General features: G+C 56.3%; 17 protein-coding genes. 11 read left to right on the top strand and 6 right to left on the bottom strand.

Features of this window, described 5'->3' with window-relative positions:
• The first annotated feature begins 68 nt into the window (after positions 1-68).
• Positions 69-254: a hypothetical protein gene (locus L2Y28_RS14470; RefSeq protein ID WP_022648707.1), complete on the top strand. Its 186-nt coding sequence runs from the start codon at positions 69-71 to the stop codon at positions 252-254.
• On the opposite strand, the gene setB is transcribed toward L2Y28_RS14470, so the two are convergent.
• The gene (gene setB / locus L2Y28_RS14465) at positions 251-1432 is read right to left on the bottom strand and encodes a sugar efflux transporter SetB (protein WP_032622475.1); all 1182 of its coding nucleotides are present in this window, start codon (positions 1430-1432) and stop codon (positions 251-253) included. The two genes, L2Y28_RS14470 and setB, sit on opposite strands and share 4 nt — an antisense overlap.
• Before the next feature lie 103 nt (positions 1433-1535).
• Positions 1536-1715 (bottom strand): hypothetical protein, encoded by a 180-nt coding sequence (locus L2Y28_RS14460; RefSeq protein WP_139152663.1) that lies wholly within the window; start codon positions 1713-1715, stop codon positions 1536-1538.
• 75 nt (positions 1716-1790) lie between these two features.
• Between L2Y28_RS14460 and fruB the strand changes: the two genes are divergently transcribed.
• Genes fruB through fruA form a run of 3 tightly spaced genes read left to right on the top strand, consistent with a single transcriptional unit; the run spans position 1791 to position 5561 of the window.
• Entirely contained in the window at positions 1791-2921 is a 1131-nt protein-coding gene (gene fruB, locus L2Y28_RS14455) for a fused PTS fructose transporter subunit IIA/HPr protein (RefSeq protein ID WP_022648705.1), read from the top strand.
• Positions 2921-3859, top strand: coding sequence for a 1-phosphofructokinase (gene fruK, locus L2Y28_RS14450; protein ID WP_006811313.1), 939 nt, complete (start codon positions 2921-2923; stop codon positions 3857-3859). Before fruB ends, fruK begins: the two co-directional genes overlap by 1 nt.
• Before the next feature lie 16 nt (positions 3860-3875).
• The gene (gene fruA, locus L2Y28_RS14445) at positions 3876-5561 is read left to right on the top strand and encodes a PTS fructose transporter subunit IIBC (RefSeq protein ID WP_022648704.1); all 1686 of its coding nucleotides are present in this window, start codon (positions 3876-3878) and stop codon (positions 5559-5561) included.
• Positions 5562-5635: 74 nt separating this feature from the next.
• Here fruA and nfo read toward each other — a convergent pair whose 3' ends face one another.
• Both nfo and L2Y28_RS14435 read right to left on the bottom strand, forming a co-directional pair.
• A complete protein-coding gene (gene nfo, locus L2Y28_RS14440; RefSeq protein WP_022648703.1) occupies positions 5636-6493 on the bottom strand; it encodes a deoxyribonuclease IV in 858 nt (285 codons plus the stop codon).
• Positions 6494-6557: 64 nt separating this feature from the next.
• Positions 6558-7604 (bottom strand): YeiH family protein, encoded by a 1047-nt coding sequence (locus tag L2Y28_RS14435; RefSeq protein ID WP_022648702.1) that lies wholly within the window; start codon positions 7602-7604, stop codon positions 6558-6560.
• A 97-nt stretch (positions 7605-7701) separates the two neighbouring features.
• On the opposite strand from L2Y28_RS14435, the gene yieE reads away from it, so the two are divergent.
• Both yieE and L2Y28_RS14425 read left to right on the top strand, forming a co-directional pair.
• Positions 7702-8568: a DNA-binding transcriptional regulator YeiE gene (yieE, locus tag L2Y28_RS14430; protein ID WP_022648701.1), complete on the top strand. Its 867-nt coding sequence runs from the start codon at positions 7702-7704 to the stop codon at positions 8566-8568.
• Positions 8569-8738: 170 nt separating this feature from the next.
• Positions 8739-10208, top strand: coding sequence for an amino acid permease (locus L2Y28_RS14425; RefSeq protein ID WP_022648700.1), 1470 nt, complete (start codon positions 8739-8741; stop codon positions 10206-10208).
• A 54-nt stretch (positions 10209-10262) separates the two neighbouring features.
• On the opposite strand, the gene L2Y28_RS14420 is transcribed toward L2Y28_RS14425, so the two are convergent.
• On the bottom strand, positions 10263-12248 hold the full coding sequence (locus L2Y28_RS14420) for a ligand-gated channel protein (protein ID WP_023306610.1): 1986 nt from the start codon (positions 12246-12248) through the stop codon (positions 10263-10265).
• 261 nt (positions 12249-12509) lie between these two features.
• Positions 12510-13337, bottom strand: a complete 828-nt coding sequence (gene fghA, locus L2Y28_RS14415) for an S-formylglutathione hydrolase (RefSeq protein ID WP_022648698.1) — start codon at positions 13335-13337, stop codon at positions 12510-12512.
• Positions 13338-13474: 137 nt separating this feature from the next.
• Here fghA and L2Y28_RS14410 point away from each other — a divergent pair, with 137 nt between their 5' ends.
• From L2Y28_RS14410 to mglB, 5 genes are all read left to right on the top strand, one after another.
• The gene (locus tag L2Y28_RS14410) at positions 13475-14623 is read left to right on the top strand and encodes a YbfB/YjiJ family MFS transporter (protein ID WP_022648697.1); all 1149 of its coding nucleotides are present in this window, start codon (positions 13475-13477) and stop codon (positions 14621-14623) included.
• Between the two features lie 102 nt (positions 14624-14725).
• Complete coding sequence (gene folE / locus L2Y28_RS14405; RefSeq protein ID WP_017383384.1) at positions 14726-15394, top strand: GTP cyclohydrolase I FolE; 669 nt, start codon at positions 14726-14728, stop codon at positions 15392-15394.
• Between the two features lie 18 nt (positions 15395-15412).
• On the top strand, positions 15413-16570 hold the full coding sequence (gene yeiB / locus L2Y28_RS14400) for a DUF418 domain-containing protein YeiB (protein ID WP_022648696.1): 1158 nt from the start codon (positions 15413-15415) through the stop codon (positions 16568-16570).
• A 155-nt stretch (positions 16571-16725) separates the two neighbouring features.
• A complete protein-coding gene (gene galS, locus L2Y28_RS14395) occupies positions 16726-17748 on the top strand; it encodes an HTH-type transcriptional regulator GalS (protein ID WP_003859324.1) in 1023 nt (340 codons plus the stop codon).
• A gap of 295 nt (positions 17749-18043) precedes the next feature.
• Positions 18044-19042, top strand: coding sequence for a galactose/glucose ABC transporter substrate-binding protein MglB (gene mglB, locus L2Y28_RS14390; RefSeq protein ID WP_022648695.1), 999 nt, complete (start codon positions 18044-18046; stop codon positions 19040-19042).
• Positions 19043-19096 lie beyond the last annotated feature (54 nt).

The following is a 19096-nucleotide window of genomic DNA, read 5'->3' as shown; positions in this document are numbered from 1 at the left end:
TGATCTCAATGATAAGACGGTTGTGATGCTAACAGCAACGATGCATATTTTAAACAGTGAATAATTGTATGCTAGGCAAGCCTGCCAATACCCGCTGCGTTCAGCTCTCTGACTCCAACCTGTGCATGATCTTTGGCTCGCCTTTACGCCCGAAGGTGTGCTCCGGGCTCCAGCCTGACGCCGAAATGTGCGGCAGTACGCGCCAGCAGGCCATCACTTACCTGCTTGAGCTGGAAGCGCTCACCGCGCCTTAAACGTCTTTGATCCGCGTCAGGCAGCTCAGCGTCAGGACGCACATCACCAGCGCAATCCAGAACACCGTATGATAGTTCCAGATTTCAGCCACAACGCCCGCCAGTGAGCCTGCAATAATCCAGCCCACGCGGGTGGTATTAGTATAAAGGGTGGTGGCAGCGCCTGCCTGACCCGGCATCAGATCCTGGAAGTAGAGCATGCCGATACCGGCCAGAATGCCGATATAAATGGCGTTCAGCAGCTGTAAAGCAAGAAGCAGCGCTGGCGTATGGACCGTCAGCATGCCGACATAAAACAGCAGCCCGGCAACGGCGGCGATGCGCATCAAAAAGCGCTTGCCGAAGCGCTTCGCGTAATAGCCCGCAATCAGCATGGTGGGGATCTCAAGCCCCGCGGCGGTTCCCATCATGATCCCGGCCAGCTTTTCCGGCAGATGCAGCTCATCAATAATAAACAACGGCATATTAATGATATAGAGGCTGTTCGTTCCCCACATCAGCGTACAGATAATGAATAACAGTAGTGCGTCGCGCCGGTTACGCCGCGGTGCTTCCAGCGTACCGGTCGCCACTTTCGGCTCTTTACGCATGGAAGGCAGGAAGAACCATACCATTGCGCCACACACCACGAAGGCTACCGCCGCGCTGAGGTACATTACCGTAAAGCCAAAACCCATTGCCAGCGCGTAGGCGAGCGGGGGGCCAATCACCCACGCAAGCGACACCTGCGCGCGCAGTATCGAGCTGAACATTACCGCTTCCCGCCCGGTGCGGTCGGCGTGCTCGCGGGCAAGGGCGAACATCTGCGGGTTGGCGGTCGAGCCGAAGCTGCTCAGGAACACCCCAACAAACAGCAGAATGAAATAGTTGCGGTTCCAGGCAAACAACACGCAGGCGAAAACGCCCAGCAGACAGCAAAAAACAATCAGGCTTTTGCGATCGCCTTTTCTGTCGGAACGCCCGGCCAGAAACTGGCTGACCAGGATGCCAATGATGGCGCTCCCGGTGAAGAAGAAGCCAACCATCGCCGGACGCGCGTGGACTTCGTTGGTCAGAAACAGGCTCAGCGTAGGCGTTTGTAACGCACCGGCAATACCGGTGAGGAAAGCAACAATCAAAAACGCCGTTGACGTCAAATCAAAGGGCTTTGGTGAGGCGGCAGCGGGGGTGTTATGCATGTTCAGTCTTTGCGAGTAACAGAGAGAGGCGGAGTTTACGCCGCCTGTCATTAAATAAACAGAGGGCAAAATCAAGATTGCCACAATAAATCAAAATAGCATTTCAGTTTAACGCTGTTTCGCTGAAGCGTGCTGAACCTGTTTGCTGAACATCAGCAAAAACCTCCCTATTGAAGAAGAAATGTGCTGCACTTCTAAATTCTGCAACAAGAAATGTAACTTTTCTTGCAACCTTTTGTAGAAAAGACAAGACTTCTTGAAACGTTTCAGCGCTATCTTGCATGTCCTGTAGAAGCAGGTTAGCGCATATTTTCTCAGTTAAGCTGAAACGATTCAATTTCAGCAGGAGAGGAGAATCATGTTCCAGTTATCTGTTCAGGATATCCACCCGGGCGAACAGGCCGGGAATAAAGAAGAGGCTATTCGCCAGGTCGCCGCTGCGCTCGTGCAGGCTGGCAACGTGGCGGACGGCTACGTCAACGGCATGCTGGCGCGTGAACAGCAGACCTCCACCTTCCTCGGTAACGGTATTGCAATTCCGCACGGCACCACGGACACCCGCGATCAGGTGCTGAAAACCGGCGTGCAGGTTTACCAGTTCCCGCAGGGCGTGCTCTGGGGCGAGGGGCAGGTGGCTTACGTGGCGATCGGTATCGCGGCCAGCGGTGACGAACATCTGGGCCTGCTGCGTCAGCTGACGCACGTGCTGAGCGATGATGCCGTCGCGGAACAGCTTAAATCCGCCACCACTGCTGAAGAGCTGCGTGCCCTGCTGATGGGCGAAAAACAGAGCGAAGCGCTGAAGCTGGATAATGAAACCCTGATGCTGGACGTCGTTGCGTCCGATCTGGTGACGCTCCAGGCGCTGAACGCGGCTCGCCTGAAAGAGGTGGGGGCGGCTGATACCGCCTTTGTGACCCGCACCATCAATGATAAGCCTTTAAACCTGGGTCAGGGCATCTGGCTGAACGACAGTGCTGAAGGCAACCTGCGCAGTGCTATCGCGGTCAGCCGTGCTGCGGTTGCCTTTGAGACAGACGGCGAACGCGCCGCGATGCTGGTAACGGTTGCCATGGCTGACGATCAGCCGGTTTCCGTGCTGAAGCGCCTTGGCGATCTGCTGCTGAACAATAAAGCTGAAAAACTGCTGAACGCAGACGCGGCGACGGTGCTGGCCCTGCTGACCAGCGACGATGCGCTGACGGACGACCTGCTGAGCGCAGAGTACGTGGTGCGTAACGAACACGGCCTGCATGCCCGTCCGGGCACCATGCTGGTGAATACTATTAAACAATTTGAAAGTGAGATCACCGTGACCAATCTGGACGGTTCGGGTAAACCAGCCAACGGGCGCAGCCTGATGAAAGTTGTCGCGCTGGGTGTGAAGAAAGGCCATCGTCTGCGTTTTACCGCGCAGGGTGCTGATGCTGAACAGGCGCTGAAAGCGATTGGCGACGCCATCGCGGCCGGTCTGGGGGAGGGCGCATAATGAGCAGACGTGTTGCGACCATTACGCTGAACCCGGCTTACGATCTGGTGGGCTTCTGCCCGGAAATTGAGCGTGGCGAAGTTAACCTGGTGCGAACCACCGGCCTGCATGCTGCAGGGAAAGGGATTAACGTGGCGAAGGTGCTGAAAGATCTCGGCATCGACGTCACCGTTGGCGGCTTCCTTGGCAAAGACAACCAGGACGGTTTTCAGCAGTTGTTCAGTGAACTGGGCATCGCCAACCGTTTTCAGGTTGTGCAGGGCCGTACCCGTATTAACGTTAAGCTGACCGAGAAAGACGGTGAAGTTACCGATCTGAACTTCTCTGGCTTCGAAGTGACCCCGGCTGACTGGGAGCGCTTCGTTGCCGATTCCCTGAGCTGGCTGGGCCAGTTTGACATGGTGTGCGTCAGCGGCAGCTTGCCGTCCGGCGTCAGCCCGGAAGCGTTCACCGACTGGATGACGCGCCTGCGCAGCCAGTGCCCGTGCATTATTTTTGACAGCAGCCGCGACGCGCTGGTCGCCGGTCTGAAAGCCTCGCCATGGCTGGTTAAGCCTAACCGCCGTGAACTGGAAATCTGGGCGGGCCGTAAGCTGCCAGAATTAAAGGATGTGATTGACGCTGCCCATGCGCTGCGCGAGCAGGGTATCGCTCATGTGGTGATTTCGCTGGGTGCAGAAGGTGCCCTGTGGGTTAACGCCTCCGGGGAATGGATTGCCAAACCGCCTTCTATGGAAGTGGTCAGCACCGTGGGTGCCGGGGATTCGATGGTTGGCGGCCTGATCTACGGTCTGCTGATGCGCGAATCCAGTGAACATACCCTACGCCTTGCTACCGCCGTTGCGGCCCTGGCCGTGAGCCAGAGCAATGTCGGTATTACCGATCGTACCCAGTTAGCCGCGATGATGGCGCGCGTTGACTTAAAACCTTTTAACTAACAGCAGGAGAGGAATAATGAAAACGCTGCTGATCATTGACTCCGGTCTCGGACAGGCTCGTGCCTATATGGCGAAGACCCTGCTGGGCGCGGCGGCACAAAAAGCGCATCTGGATATCATTGATAACCCGGGTGATGCTGAAATGGCGATTGTTCTGGGCGACAAAATCCCCGCGGACAGCGCCCTGAACGGCAAAAAAGTATGGCTGGGCGATATTAACCGCGCGGTGGCACACCCTGAACTGTTTCTGAGCGAAGCAAAAGGTCATGCGACGGTTTACAGTGCACCCGTTGAGGCCGCGCCGGTCGCAACCGCTGGGCCGAAACGCATTGTTGCGGTAACGGCTTGCCCGACAGGTGTGGCTCACACCTTTATGGCGGCTGAAGCCATTGAAACCGAAGCGAAAAAACGCGGCTGGTGGGTGAAGGTTGAAACTCGCGGCTCTGTTGGCGCGGGTAATGCCATCACGCCGGAAGAGGTGGCCGAAGCCGATCTGGTGATCGTGGCGGCCGATATCGAAGTGGATCTGGCGAAGTTTGCCGGTAAGCCGATGTACCGCACCTCAACCGGCCTGGCGCTGAAGAAAACTGCGCAGGAGTTTGATAAAGCGCTGGCGGAAGCCAAACCTTATCAGGCGACCGGTGCGGCTAAAACGCCTGGCGAAGGTAAGAAAGAGTCTGCGGGTGCCTATCGTCACCTGTTAACCGGGGTTTCCTACATGCTGCCGATGGTGGTGGCGGGCGGCCTGTGTATTGCGCTCTCCTTTGCCTTTGGTATCGAAGCCTTTAAAGAGCAGGGCACGCTGGCGGCAGCGTTGATGCAGATTGGCGGCGGCTCCGCGTTTGCGCTGATGGTACCGGTGCTGGCGGGCTTTATCGCCTTCTCCATTGCTGACCGTCCGGGTCTGACGCCGGGTCTTATCGGCGGTATGCTGGCCGTGAGCACTGGTTCTGGCTTTATCGGCGGTATTATTGCCGGTTTCCTTGCCGGTTACGTGGCGAAGCTCATCAGCTCTAAGCTGAAGCTGCCGCAGAGTATGGAGGCGCTGAAACCTATCCTGATCATCCCGCTGATTTCCAGCTTGGTGGTCGGTCTGGCGATGATTTACCTGATTGGTAAGCCGGTCGCGGGCATTCTGGAAGGTCTGACCCACTGGCTGCAAACCATGGGGACGGCGAACGCGGTGCTGTTGGGCGCAATCCTCGGCGGTATGATGTGTACCGACATGGGCGGTCCGGTAAACAAAGCGGCATACGCGTTCGGCGTTGGCCTGCTGAGTACCCAGACCTACGCGCCGATGGCGGCGATCATGGCGGCAGGTATGGTGCCTCCGCTGGCACTTGGCCTGGCGACAATCATTGCCCGTCGTAAGTTCGATAAAGCGCAGCAGGAAGGCGGCAAAGCGGCGCTGGTGCTGGGTCTGTGCTTCATTACCGAAGGCGCAATCCCGTTTGCGGCGCGCGATCCAATGCGTGTTCTGCCATGCTGTATCGTCGGCGGTGCGGTAACGGGAGCTATCTCCATGGCGGTAGGTGCGAAACTGATGGCACCGCACGGCGGTCTGTTCGTCCTGCTGATCCCTGGCGCCATCACGCCGGTGCTGGGCTACCTGCTGGCGATTGTTGCCGGTACGCTGGTGGCGGGTCTGTCTTACGCGGTGCTGAAGCGTCCGGAAGCGGAAGTGGTCGCAAAAGCAGCCTAAAAGAGGTGTCGGGTGGCGGCTTCGCCTTACCCGACCTACAAAAAAGCCGGGTCGCGTTAAGCGCCCGGCTTTTTTTATGCCGCCTGTTCAGCGGTCTGCTGTGCCTTCAGCCAGGCAATCTCTTCTGCCCAGATATCCGGATTGATGGTTTCCAGCACCATTGGAATGCCGTCGAAGCGGGCATCCTGCATGATAAAGCGGAACGCATCGTGGCCGATGTTGCCTTCGCCCAGGCTGTGGTGACGGTCTACGCGGCTGCCGAACGCGCTTTTCGCATCGTTTAAGTGCATACCGCGAAGATACTTAAAGCCAACAATACGTTCGAACTCCTCGAAGGTATTTTTTGTGGCCTCGGTTGTGCGCAGGTCATACCCGGCGGCAAACGCGTGGCAGGTATCAATGCACACGCCCACGCGGGATTTGTCTTCCACGCCGTCGATGATCGCCGCCAGATGCTCAAACTTAAAGCCGAGGTTGCTGCCCTGACCGGCGGTATTCTCAATCACCGCCGTCACGCCCTGGGTTTTATCCAGCGTCATGTTGATGGACTCGGCGATGCGCGCCAGACAGGCGTCTTCGTCGATTTGCATCAGATGGCTACCGGGATGGAAGTTCAGCAGCGTCAGCCCCAGCTGTTCACAGCGCTGAACCTCATCCAGGAATGCTTCGCGGGATTTACCCAGCGCCTCAGCAACCGGGTGGCCGAGGTTAATCAGGTAGCTGTCGTGCGGGAGGATCTGCCCAGGCCCATAGCAGTATTTCTCGCAGGCGGCTTTGAAGTCATCAATCACTTCCGCGGTGAGGGGAGCTGCGCGCCACTGGCGCTGGTTTTTGGTGAACAGGGCGAAAGCGGTCGCCTCGATTTCGGCGGCGCGAATGGCGGCATTCGCAAGGCCACCGGCAGCGCTGACGTGCGCTCCAACATATTTCATAAAAAGACTCCTGTTAACCCGAAATGCCTATGATAGCGGGTTAACAAGAGAAGGACGAGATGGTTTATGCCAACAGGCTGTGTACCGCAAGGTTAATCGCACCGCCGCCAACAATCAGCCAGATGAACAGCACCAGCGCCATCAGCAGCGGTTTCGCCCCGGCTTTTTTCAGCGCGCTGACGTGCGTGGTGACGCCCAGCGCCGCCATTGCCATCGCCAGCAGGACCGTATCCAGCGTGACCAGCATATCCACCATCGCTTTTGGCAGCAGGTGGAAAGAGTTGAAGATAGCGACCACGATGAACAGGATCGCAAACCACGGAATGGTGATTTTGCTTTTCTCGCTGCCGCCTGCCGGAGCCAGCTGTTTAACCCGCGCCGCAAGGAAAATCAGGAACGGGGCCAGCATCATCACGCGCAGCATTTTGGCGATGACCGCCGCGTTTTCCGCTTCCGGGTTAATGGCGTGACCTGCCGCCACCACCTGCGCCACTTCGTGCATGGTTGAGCCGATATAAATGCCGTAGGTTTCCGGGCTAAACCAGTGCGCCACCAGCGGATACATGGCTGGATACAGAAAGATCGCCAGCGTACCGAAGATAACTACCGTCGCGACGGCAACCGTGACTTTACTGGCTTCGGCTTTGACTACCGGCTCTGTTGCCAGTACAGCCGCTGCGCCGCAGATGCTGCTACCCGCACCGATCAGCCAGCTGGTCTGTTTGTCCAGTCCAAAGATCTTCTGGCCGATAAAGCACGCCAGTAAAAAGGTGCTCGAAAGGGTCAGGACGTCGATGGCAATCCCGCTGACACCCACATCCGCAATCTGCGAAAAGGTGAGACGGAAGCCATAAAGGATGATCCCGAGACGTAATAAATGCTGCTTGGCGAAAATCACGCCGCCGTCGCAGGATTTCCAGATATGCGGGTAAACGGTGTTCCCGACCACCATGCCGAGCAGAATGGCCAGCGTCAGGGCGCTGAACCCTGCACCGGCAACAGCCGGTATACTGCCACCCCATAAGGCCACGCCGGTAACCACGGCGCTGAGCGCGAGACCCGGCACGAAGTGCCACACTGTACGATGATGTTGTAAGGTGATTTCTGACATAACCTTCTCCTTTGTCTGGCTAAAGGTTACGGCGCTCTGGCTTAAAAATAAAATTGATTATATATTTATAATCAATCTTTATAAGTGGTAAGCAACCATGCACATTACATTGCGTCAGCTGGAAGTTTTTGCCGAGGTGCTGAAAAGCGGCTCGACAACCCAGGCGTCACAAATGCTGGCGCTCTCGCAGTCCGCCGTTAGCGCGGCCTTGACCGATCTTGAAGGGCAACTGGGCGTCCAGCTTTTCGACAGGGTAGGAAAGCGACTGGTGGTGAACGAACATGGCCGCCTGCTGTATCCGCGTGCCCTGGCCTTACTTGAGCAGACAACGGAGATCGAACAGCTGTTCCGCGAGGACAACGGCGCTATTCGCGTCTACGCTAGCAGCACGATCGGTAACTACATCCTGCCGGAAGTGATCGCCCGCTACCGCCGGGATTTTCCGACCCTGCCGCTGGAGATGAGCGTCGGCAACAGCCAGGACGTGATTAACGCGGTGATTGATTTCCGCGTGGACATCGGTCTTATCGAAGGGCCGTGCCACAACGTCGATATCATTGCGGAGCCCTGGCTTGAGGATGAGCTGGTGGTGTTTGCTTCCCCGGCCTCTTCTTTACTCCAGGGCGAGGTTACGCTGGAGCGTCTGGCGCAGGCGCAGTGGATCCTGCGAGAGCAGGGCTCCGGCACGCGTGAGATTGTCGATTATCTGCTGCTGTCCCATCTGCCGCAATTCCAGCTAGGGATGGAGTTAGGTAACTCCGAGGCCATTAAGCATGCCGTACGTCATGGCCTGGGCATTAGCTGTCTTTCCCGACGGGTGATCGCCGAACAGCTGGAAACCGGCTCTCTGGTTGAGATCCCCGTTCCGCTGCCGAAGCTGGTGCGCACGCTGTGGTGCATCCACCATCGTCAGAAACACCTTTCCAGCTCGCTCCAGCGTTTTCTGCGCTACTGCGAGATGTAAAAGCGCCCCTCACCCTGGCCCTCTCCCCAAAGGGGAGAGGGAAAAATTATGCTTTACTTATAATCCTGGCCGAGTCATGAAGCTCTCTTATAACTGAGCATTTCTGCCGGAAGCAACGCAGATCGTCTGCTACAATCGCGCCTCATTTATTGAATGGACAGCATTTTCACATGGTTTCAGAAACTAAAACCACAGAAGCGCCCGCGCTACGTCGCGCACTTAAGGCGCGTCACCTGACGATGATCGCCATTGGCGGCTCCATCGGTACGGGTCTTTTCGTTGCCTCTGGCGCAACAATTTCGGCAGCCGGCCCGGGTGGGGCATTATTCTCTTATATCCTGATTGGCCTGATGGTCTACTTCCTGATGACCAGCCTGGGCGAACTGGCGGCATACATGCCGGTGTCTGGTTCGTTTTCGACCTACGGACAAAAATACGTTGAGGAAGGCTTCGGCTTCGCGCTGGGCTGGAACTACTGGTACAACTGGGCGGTGACCATCGCCGTTGACCTGGTCGCGGCACAGCTGGTGATGACCTGGTGGTTCCCGGACACGCCCGGCTGGATCTGGAGCGCCCTGTTCCTGGCGGTCATCTTCCTGCTGAACTACATCTCCGTGCGCGGTTTCGGCGAAGCGGAATACTGGTTCTCTTTGATTAAAGTGGCAACCGTCATCATCTTTATCGTCGTCGGTGTGGCGATGATCGTTGGTATTTTCAAAGGGGCCGAACCGGCGGGCTGGAGTAACTGGACAATAGGCGATGCGCCGTTTGCCGGAGGCTTCTCGGCGATGATTGGCGTGGCGATGATTGTCGGCTTCTCCTTCCAGGGCACCGAACTGATTGGCATTGCGGCCGGTGAATCCGAAAACCCGGAGAAGACCATCCCGCGCGCGGTGCGTCAGGTGTTCTGGCGTATCCTGCTGTTCTATGTGTTCGCGATCCTGATTATCAGCCTGATCATTCCGTATACCGACCCAAGCCTGCTGCGTAACGATGTGAAAGACATCAGCGTCAGCCCGTTCACCCTGGTCTTCCAGCACGCGGGTCTGCTCTCTGCGGCGGCGGTGATGAACGCGGTTATCCTGACGGCGGTACTGTCTGCGGGTAACTCCGGGATGTACGCCTCTACCCGCATGCTCTACACCCTGGCCTGCGACGGTAAAGCGCCACGTATTTTCTCGAAACTGTCTCGCGGTGGCGTGCCACGCAATGCGCTGTATGCGACCACGGTGATTGCGGGTCTCTGTTTCCTGACCTCCATGTTCGGCAACCAGACGGTCTACCTGTGGCTGCTTAACACCTCTGGTATGACGGGCTTCATTGCCTGGCTGGGCATTGCCATCAGCCACTACCGTTTCCGTCGCGGGTACGTCAAGCAGGGTCATGATCTGAATAATCTGCCGTACCGGTCAGGGTTCTTCCCGCTGGGGCCGATCTTCGCCTTCGTTCTGTGCCTGATCATTACCCTGGGCCAGAACTATGAGGCCTTCCTTGCGGACACCATTGACTGGGGCGCCGTCACGGCTACCTATATTGGCATTCCGCTGTTCCTGATCATCTGGTTTGGCTACAAACTGACGAAAGGAACGCGCTTCGTTCGCTACAGTGAAATGGATTTCCCGGAACGATTTAAACAATAACCGCACTTCCTCTCTTTTAGCCCGCTCAATCGAGCGGGCTTTTTTATGGGCAGATCAGAAGCTGTAAGTCATGCCAACGGTATAGCGACGGCCATCCAGCACGGTGTCATACGTATCGTAGTCAATCTGCTTATCGAGCACGTTATACACACCGGCAGTAACCAGCAGGTTTTTGTTGGCGTTGTAGCGCATACCGACATCAACCTGAGTGTAGGACGGTGTACCCTGGGACATTGACGTGCGGCTCAGGTACTCAGACGTTTTACCGCGCAGGTTCAGACGGCTCCAGAAGCCGACGTCGGGAGTCGCCTGCCAGTCCAGGGTGGTGTTGAACATGTGTTTTGGCATTTTGTTCAGTGGCTTGCCGGAGAACTGGCCGCTCTTCTGCTCGGATTCCGTATAGGTGTAGTTTGCAGTCCAGTTCACATCGCGCGTGATTTTCCAGCCGAAAGAGGACTCCACACCGCGCATATTGGCTTTGTCCACGTTGACGCGATCGCTGACGAAATCATAGCTATGATCGCCAATCGTACAGGCGGGATCGGCGCTGCTGTTACAGCGGCGAACTTCCGTAATTTTGTCCTTGAAGTCGGTATTAAACAGCGTTACGCCGGCATTCAGGTTATCGTTGTTATCCCAGAGCAGGGCGAGCTCTTCGCTCAGGCTCTTCTCGGGTTTCAGATCCGGGTTGCCGACGATGATACCGTCAAGACGGCCGCCACCTGTCACCTGGCCCCAGCTGGCAGACGACTGACGCAGATCCGGCGCACGATAGCCAGCAGAAACCCCGCCTTTCAACGTCCACTGATCGGCCAGGTGCCATACGCCGTAACCGCGCGGCGTCCAGTTCGTCCCGTAGTTTTGGTCTTTATCCATACGCAGGCCGCCGGTCAACGTAAAGCTTTCCGTCATTGACCATTCATCTTCGGCAAACAGGGCCCAGCTCCAGCGCGTCAGTTTGTTCAGGCCGTCAGCAGCTTCCAGCTGATTACCGTTGTCGCGCAGTTTCTCATAACGGTACTGTCCGCCGAGGGTCAACGTATGATCGCCGAGGAAGATCTGGTTCTGGTTGTTAAAGGTGGTGTTGTAGGAACGCATTTTGCGACCTGGATTATTGGTCTCTTCCTGCTGGATATAGCTGGTGGTATTGAAGTCGTCGTAATAACCACTGTGGGTTAACGAGTAGGTCGTGTGCTCATAGCGCGAGTCGCTTTTGGTATTTGGCGTACAAGTTGTTCCCCGGCAGGTTTCAGCCGCTTTCGACATCCCCGGGGTGCTGTTTCTGTCCTGAAGCTCGCGAGCAAAGTCGAGGTCGAAATCATTCTTCTCGTCCGGCGTGAAGTTCAGCGTAATGCCACCGTTACGCATTTTCTGCTCGTTATAGCCGTTCACGATTTTATCTTCTGCGCGGCGTGACAACAGCCCCGTCACTTTTGCACCCAGCAGCCCGTCAATCAGGGGACCAGAGGCGTAGGCGTTGGTCTGGAAGATATCGCCGGAATCATGGTTTTCCTGGAAGGTTGCATCGCCATGCAACGAACCGGTCCAGGCTTTGGTGTTCGAGACTTTTTTGGTAATGACGTTAATGACGCCACCCATAGCATCGGAGCCGTAAAGCGAGGACATCGGGCCGCGGATGACCTCGATGCGCTCAATGGACTCCAGCGGCGGCAGCCAGCCTTGTTCAATACCCGAGTTGTCGCTGTTTGGGCGGGTGCTTCGCGTACTGACGCGTTTGCCGTTCACCAGGAACAGGGTGTACTGAGAGGCCATGCCGCGAATACTGATATCACTGCTACTTCCACCGCCGGTGACGACGACGCCCGGGACATCTCTCAGGGCATCGGTAACATCACGGTAGGCTTTATCTTCAATCTGCTGTTTTGAAATCACAGAGATGGAGGCGGGGGCATTCTGGATCTTTTGTTCAAAACCCGTCGCGGTAACGACAACGGTGTCCTGATCGGCTGCGTGAACGAAGGGGGAACATGTGGCAGCGCCAATGGCGACGGCCAGGAGCTTAATGCGTGGTATTGTCATTTGTACATTCCGTATAAAAATGAAAAAAACTCCATCGGGATAACCCTGAGAACTGTATGTTTTTGTCTTGTAAGAACTCTTTGAGATGGAGAAGAGCCTGGAATTGTACAAAAGAATGTAGAATTGTAAACACAAATGATAATTGAAATCATTTGTGTTTGAGTGAGGGCGACGGAAAACAGGCTGGATTCAAGCGGATAGGATTATGTAAATGAGGGGAAAGGCCCGACAGGCGAGAGGCTATCGGGCAAACAGCTGTATTTACGCGAACAAATGTGTCGCATGGAAGCGAAGATGATCTTCAATAAAGGACGCCATAAAGTAATAGCTGTGATCGTATCCCGGCTGTATGCGCAGAGTCAGCGGCCAGTCCTTCTGGCGCGCGGCTTCCGCCAGCACCGCAGGCTGTAACTGCCCGGCGAGGAACTGATCGGCATCACCCTGATCCACCAGCATCGGGATAGCGTCTTCTGGCTGGCTTGCCAGCAACAGCGCACAGCTGTCCCATTCCTGCCATTTCTCTGCATCCTCACCCAGATAGTGCGTGAAGGCTTTTTGCCCCCACGGCACCTGCGTTGGGTTCACAATCGGCGCAAATGCGGACACGCTGGTGTATTTCCCCGGATTTTTCAGCGCCATTATCAGCGCCCCGTGGCCACCCATCGAATGTCCGCTTATCGCGCAGCGCTCGCTGACCGCGAACTGAGAGTGCACCAGGGCAGGCAGTTCATCGCGAATGTAGTCATACATGCGGTAATGGCTCGCCCAGGGTTGTTCCGTGGCGTTGAGATAGAACCCGGCGCCTTTACCCAAATCGTATCCGGCATCGTCGGCCACGTCATCGCCACGCGGGCTGGTATCTGGCATCACCAGCGCAATGCCCAGTTCGGCAGCAATACGCTGGGCACCCGCTTTGGTGGTGAAGTTTTCGTCGTTGCAGGTCAGGCCTGAAAGCCAGTACAACACCGGTGAATTGTCCGCAGGGGGCAGGAAAATGCTGAACGTCATAGCACAGTTCAGCGTGGTGGAGTCGTGCCGCCAGCGCTGCTGTCGACCTTCAAAACAACGATGCTCTTCGAGCAGTTCCATGCAGGGCTCCTTATCCGAAAGACTATTCATAAAACGCATAATACAGAGTTTTCATTGACCTGTGAGCAACTTTCACTTTCGCAGGACGGCGAGATGTTGCATCATAAATTTACTTTTCTTTAACAATTGGAGCGATCATGGCGCTGCGTATCGCGCTCAGCGGATTTGTGGTTCTGGTCGTGGCGATGGGGATAGGGCGCTTCGCCTTCACGCCTCAGGTGCCGCTGATGATTGCCGCCGGGCAACTCACGCTCACCAGCGCGGGGCTGGTGGCGGCAATGAACTACCTGGGCTATCTGGTGGGGGCATGGGATGCTATGCGCGCTCATCGCTTCGTTGAAACGCGTCTCTGGCTTGGCATCACTGGCGCGGTGGCGCTGACGCTGCTCTCTGCGGCGGCAGATAATGCTGTCGTTCACGGTCTGCTGCGCTTTGTGATCGGCTGCATGAGCGGCTGGTCGATGGTGCTGATTGCCGCCTGGACCAACGAGCGGCTGGGGCAGCTGGGCAAGCCGGGGCTTAGTGCAGCCGTCTTTGCCGGACCCGGGGCCGGCATCGCCCTGAGTGGCCTGCTGGCGGTCTATATTCAGGCGAGATCCCTGTCTGCCGGCGCGGCATGGCAAATCTACGGCGTACTGGCGTTGGTGCTGATTGCGCTGGTGGCGCGCTACCTGCCGCGCGCGGGCCAGCTTCATCGCCCCGGTACCGCGCCTGAGCCGTTGCTGCTGACTGCAGATCTCAGGCGTCTGGTCTGGAGCTACAGCCTGGCAGGGTTCGGCTATATCCTCCCTGCGACCTTCCTGTCGCAAATGGCGGCGGTGCGTTTCCCGGGCAGCCTGTTTGCCCAGTTTGTCTGGCCAATATTTGGCGCCGCCTCGGTGGTGGGGATTGCGCTCAGTATTGCCCTGCGGCATACATCAAGCGCTAACCGCAGGCTGGCGATTGTTCTCTGGTTACAGGGGATAGGCGTGCTGGCGGCCTGGCTGCTGCCGGGCATTGGCGGCTTGCTAACGGGTGGGCTGCTGGTGGGCGGCGGGTTCCTCTGCGCCGTGCAGCTCTCTCTTCTGTACGGTCGCGAGCTGGCGCCAGATCATACGCGTTATATGGCAGGACTGCTCACCACCGGGTATGCCATTGGTCAGCTGATTGGTCCGGTCACGTCGGCACTCTCGACCTGGCTCACGCACCGGCTGGAACCTGCGCTGGGGCTGGCGGGGATCGCGCTGTTCGCTGGCGGAGCGTTAGTCTGGAACCGTCAGGCTGAAAGGCAACAGCAATTGCAATAATTATCGACGTGAATACTGGATTATGTGCGTCGCCTCACGCACAATGAGCGCACACTTTTGCCACAACGAGGGCAAAAGACGCCACACCTGCAGGAGAAAAGAATGTCATCACTCAGTAAAGAAGCAGCCCTTGTCCATGAAGCGCTGGTTGCGCGCGGTCTTGAAACGCCACTGCGCCCGCCCGTGCAGGAGCTGGACAATGTTACCCGCAAGAGTCTGATCGCCGGCCATATGACGGAGATCATGCAACTGCTGAATCTCGATCTGAGCGACGACAGCCTGATGGAGACGCCGCACCGCATCGCGAAAATGTACGTCGACGAAATTTTCTCCGGCCTGGATTACGCGAACTTCCCGAAAATCACCGTCATTGAAAACAAGATGAAGGTCGATGAGATGGTGACGGTACGCGATATCACGCTGACCAGCACCTGCGAGCATCACTTTGTGACCATCGATGGTAAAGCGACGGTGGCCTATATTCCAAAAGATACGGTCATTGGCCTGTCCAAGATCAACCGCATCGTGCAGTTCTTTGCCCAGCGTCCTCAGGTGCAGGAGCGTCTGACGCAGCAGATCCTGACCGCACTGCAAACCCTGTTGGGGACTAACAACGTGGCGGTGTCTATTGACGCGGTTCACTACTGCGTGAAAGCGCGTGGCGTGCGTGATGCAACCAGCGCGACTACCACCACCTCGCTGGGCGGCCTGTTCAAATCGAGCCAGAACACCCGCCAGGAGTTTCTGCGCGCCGTGCGCCACCACAACTAATCAGACAGGGCAGGGACCATGGAGCGAAACGTCACGCTCGATTTTGTTCGCGGCGTCGCCATTCTCGGTATCCTGCTGCTGAATATCAGCGCCTTCGGTCTGCCGAAGGCCGCCTATCTGAACCCTGCATGGTATGGCGACATCACGCGCAGCGACGCCTGGACGTGGGCAATCCTTGATCTCTTCGCACAGGTTAAATTTCTGACCCTCTTTGCGCTTCTGTTTGGCGCGGGACTTCAGCTTCTCCTCAAACGCGGTACGCGCTGGATCCAGTCGCGTTTAACGCTGCTGGTTATCCTCGGTTTTATTCACGGGCTGCTTTTCTGGGACGGCGATATTCTGCTCGCGTATGGTCTGGTGGGCCTGATTTGCTGGCGGCTGATCCGCGACGCGCCCGGTGTAAAAAGCCTCTTTAACACTGGCGTGATGCTCTATGTCATGGGACTGACCGTGTTATTGCTGCTTGGCATGATTGCCGATGCTTCCACCAGTCGTTCGTGGATCCCGGATGCGGCCAATCTGCAATATGAGCAGTTCTGGAAGCTGAAAGGCGGCATGGAAGCGATCGGCAACCGGGCCGATATGCTCGGCGATAACCTGCTGGCGCTGGGGGCGCAATACGGCTGGCAGCTGGCGGGGATGATGCTGATGGGCGCAGCCCTGATGCGCACCGGCTGGCTGAAAGGAGAATTTAGCCTGCGACACTATCGTCTCACAGGCGCTGGCCTGGTACTGCTCGGCGTGATGATTAACCTTCCGGCGGTGATCGTACAGTGGCATCTTCAGTGGGATTATCGCTGGTGCGCCTTCCTGTTGCAGGTGCCGCGCGAACTGAGCGCGCCGTTCCAGACCATTGGCTATGCGGCGCTGATCTATGGCTTCTGGCCCCGGCTTTCTCGCCTGTGGATCGTCAGTGCGGTGGCCTGCGTTGGACGGATGGCGTTAAGCAATTACATCCTGCAAACGCTGATATGTACCACGCTTTTCTACCGATTCGGCCTGTTTATGAAATTCGACCGCCTGACGCTGCTGGCGTTTGTTATTCCGGTCTGGATTGTTAACGTGGTGTTTTCAGTTATCTGGCTGCGTTTTTTCCGCCAGGGCCCGCTGGAGTGGGTATGGCGACGGTTAACCGCCCTTGCGTCGGGCGTGTCATTGCGTAATACATCCAGATAACGATCTGGATCACAATCATTAACAAAACGGATGTAAGCGTTTTCATCTGTGTGAGCTTCTTCACGTAGTCTCCTCTCTCTCGCTGCCAGAATAGCCACCTTGCTAAACACAGGGGGTGTCTGTGAGTTGCTGCAATCCTTTTAAGGGTGGTGAATATGATCACCATTCGTGACGTCGCCCGCCAGGCGGGTGTTTCTGTTGCTACTGTCTCCCGCGTGCTGAACAACAGTGCGCTGGTCAGCCCTGAAACGCGTGAAACCGTAATGAAAGCCGTGACCCAGCTGGGGTACCGGCCAAACGCCAATGCTCAGGCGCTGGCGACGCAGGTCAGCGATACCATTGGTGTCGTGGTGATGGACGTGTCGGACGCCTTCTTCGGCGCGCTGGTCAAAGCGGTGGACGTCGTTGCCCAGCAGCACCAGAAATATGTGCTGATTGGCAACAGCTATCACGAGGCTGAAAAAGAGCGTTATGCCATTGAGGTACTGATCCGCCAGCGCTGTAACGCCCTGATTGTGCACTCAAAAGCCCTGAGCGATGAAGAGCTGGCCGGGTTTATGGAGCAGATCCCCGGTATGGTGCTGATCAACCGTATCGTCCCCGGTTATGCGCACCGCTGTGTCGGTCTGGATAACATCAGCGGCGCGATGATGGCGACGCGGATGCTCATCAGCAACGGCCATCAGCGCATTGGTTATCTGGCTTCCAGCCACGGTATTGAAGACGACATGATGCGCCGTGAGGGCTGGCAAAACGCCCTGAAAGAACAGGGCATTGCGCCGCTGGAGAGCTGGGTTGGTACCGGTTCGCCGGACATGCAGGGCGGTGAAGCGGCAATGGTGGAACTGCTGGGGCGTAATCTTCAGCTGACGGCCGTGTTTGCCTATAACGACAGCATGGCGGCAGGTGCGCTTACCGCGCTGAAAGATAATGGCATTGCGGTGCCGCAGCATTTATCGCTGATCGGTTTTGATGATATTCCGATTGCCCGTTACACCGATCCGCAGCTGACAACGGTGCGTTACCCCATTGCGTCGATGGCGAAACTGGCGACAGAGCTGGCGTTACAGGGGGCGGCAGGACTGTTAGATCCTGACGCAACGCATTGTTTTATGCCGACTTTAGTACGCCGCCATTCGGTCGCTATCCGACAAACTGTGGCTCCGATCACTAACTGATAACATCACGTGATGTAACCGTTTTCAATCTGTGAGTAAATTCACAGTATCTTAACAAGCCGCTGTCTATGATGTCAGCGTTTTAGGGGCTGAAACACAATGTAACGGTGATTATTCACTTTTACCGTTACCAGAATGCCTCAAACAACGAATAAAACGCATTTCTGGAGCGTTACCGAACACGGAAGCTGGACATTTTATAAGTGAACTTCGGCGATCAGTAACGTTTTATTAACATCTGCCCGCCGACCGTTTTTCACAAGAACTACCCTGCATAAAAAAAACCGGAGATACCATGAATAAGAAGGTGTTGACTCTGTCTGCTGTCATGGCAAGCATGCTTTTTGGCGCAGCAGCACACGCAGCGGATACCCGTATTGGCGTGACTATCTATAAATACGACGACAACTTCATGTCCGTTGTGCGTAAAGCAATTGAAAAAGATGCTAAATCAGCGCCAGACGTGCAGCTGCTGATGAATGACTCCCAGAATGACCAGTCTAAACAGAACGATCAGATTGACGTTCTTCTGGCAAAAGGCGTGAAAGCGCTGGCTATTAACCTGGTTGACCCGGCTGCGGCAGGTACGGTGATCGAGAAAGCACGCGGCCAGAACGTGCCGATTGTCTTCTTCAACAAAGAGCCTTCCCGTAAAGCGCTGGACAGCTACGATAAAGCGTATTACGTGGGTACTGACTCCAAAGAGTCCGGGATTATCCAGGGCGATCTGATTGCGAAACACTGGGCGGCGAACCCAAACTGGGATATGAACAAAGATGGTCAGATTCAGTTCGTTCTGCTGAAAGGCGAACCGGGCCATCCGGATGCTGAAGCACGTACCACCTACGTTATTAAAGAGCTGAACGACAAGGGCCTGAAAACCCAGCAGCTGGCGTTAGACACCGCAATGTGGGACACCGCTCAGGCGAAAGATAAGATGGATGCGTGGCTCTCTGGCCCGAACGCCAACAAAATTGAAGTGGTCATCGCCAACAACGATGCAATGGCAATGGGTGCAGTTGAAGCGCTGAAAGCACACAACAAATCCGCCATTCCTGTATTCGGTGTGGATGCTCTGCCAGAAGCGCTGGCGCTGGTGAAATCTGGCGCAATGGCCGGTACCGTGCTGAACGATGCTAACAACCAGGCGAAAGCCACCTTCGATCTGGCGAAAAACCTCGCTGATGGTAAAGGCGCTGCTGACGGCACTAGCTGGAAAATTGAAAACAAAATCGTTCGCGTTCCTTACGTGGGCGTAGACCAGTCCAACCTGGCTGAGTTTATCGGTAAATAAGTTAACTGAATTGTCTTCACTGGGCGCAATTCGTTGCGCCCTTTTATAACGCGA

Source organism: Enterobacter sp. JH25, from assembly GCF_021725435.1.
In the GTDB taxonomy this organism is placed as follows: domain Bacteria; phylum Pseudomonadota; class Gammaproteobacteria; order Enterobacterales; family Enterobacteriaceae; genus Enterobacter; species Enterobacter intestinihominis.
The sequence above is the reverse complement of the archived record's forward strand: the minus strand, read 5'-3'. Positions and strand labels throughout refer to the sequence as shown.

Bases quoted from the DNA above. Each gene is read 5' to 3' on its own strand.
- L2Y28_RS14470 (WP_022648707.1), top strand. From the start codon at position 69: ATGCTAGGCAAGCCTGCCAATACCCGCTGCGTTCAGCTCTCTGACTCC.
- setB (WP_032622475.1), bottom strand. From the start codon at position 1,432: ATGCATAACACCCCCGCTGCCGCCTCACCAAAGCCCTTTGATTTGACG.
- L2Y28_RS14460 (WP_139152663.1), bottom strand. From the start codon at position 1,715: ATGCAAGATAGCGCTGAAACGTTTCAAGAAGTCTTGTCTTTTCTACAA.
- fruB (WP_022648705.1), top strand. From the start codon at position 1,791: ATGTTCCAGTTATCTGTTCAGGATATCCACCCGGGCGAACAGGCCGGG.
- fruK (WP_006811313.1), top strand. From the start codon at position 2,921: ATGAGCAGACGTGTTGCGACCATTACGCTGAACCCGGCTTACGATCTG.
- fruA (WP_022648704.1), top strand. From the start codon at position 3,876: ATGAAAACGCTGCTGATCATTGACTCCGGTCTCGGACAGGCTCGTGCC.
- nfo (WP_022648703.1), bottom strand. From the start codon at position 6,493: ATGAAATATGTTGGAGCGCACGTCAGCGCTGCCGGTGGCCTTGCGAAT.
- L2Y28_RS14435 (WP_022648702.1), bottom strand. From the start codon at position 7,604: ATGTCAGAAATCACCTTACAACATCATCGTACAGTGTGGCACTTCGTG.
- yieE (WP_022648701.1), top strand. From the start codon at position 7,702: ATGCACATTACATTGCGTCAGCTGGAAGTTTTTGCCGAGGTGCTGAAA.
- L2Y28_RS14425 (WP_022648700.1), top strand. From the start codon at position 8,739: ATGGTTTCAGAAACTAAAACCACAGAAGCGCCCGCGCTACGTCGCGCA.
- L2Y28_RS14420 (WP_023306610.1), bottom strand. From the start codon at position 12,248: ATGACAATACCACGCATTAAGCTCCTGGCCGTCGCCATTGGCGCTGCC.
- fghA (WP_022648698.1), bottom strand. From the start codon at position 13,337: ATGGAACTGCTCGAAGAGCATCGTTGTTTTGAAGGTCGACAGCAGCGC.
- L2Y28_RS14410 (WP_022648697.1), top strand. From the start codon at position 13,475: ATGGCGCTGCGTATCGCGCTCAGCGGATTTGTGGTTCTGGTCGTGGCG.
- folE (WP_017383384.1), top strand. From the start codon at position 14,726: ATGTCATCACTCAGTAAAGAAGCAGCCCTTGTCCATGAAGCGCTGGTT.
- yeiB (WP_022648696.1), top strand. From the start codon at position 15,413: ATGGAGCGAAACGTCACGCTCGATTTTGTTCGCGGCGTCGCCATTCTC.
- galS (WP_003859324.1), top strand. From the start codon at position 16,726: ATGATCACCATTCGTGACGTCGCCCGCCAGGCGGGTGTTTCTGTTGCT.
- mglB (WP_022648695.1), top strand. From the start codon at position 18,044: ATGAATAAGAAGGTGTTGACTCTGTCTGCTGTCATGGCAAGCATGCTT.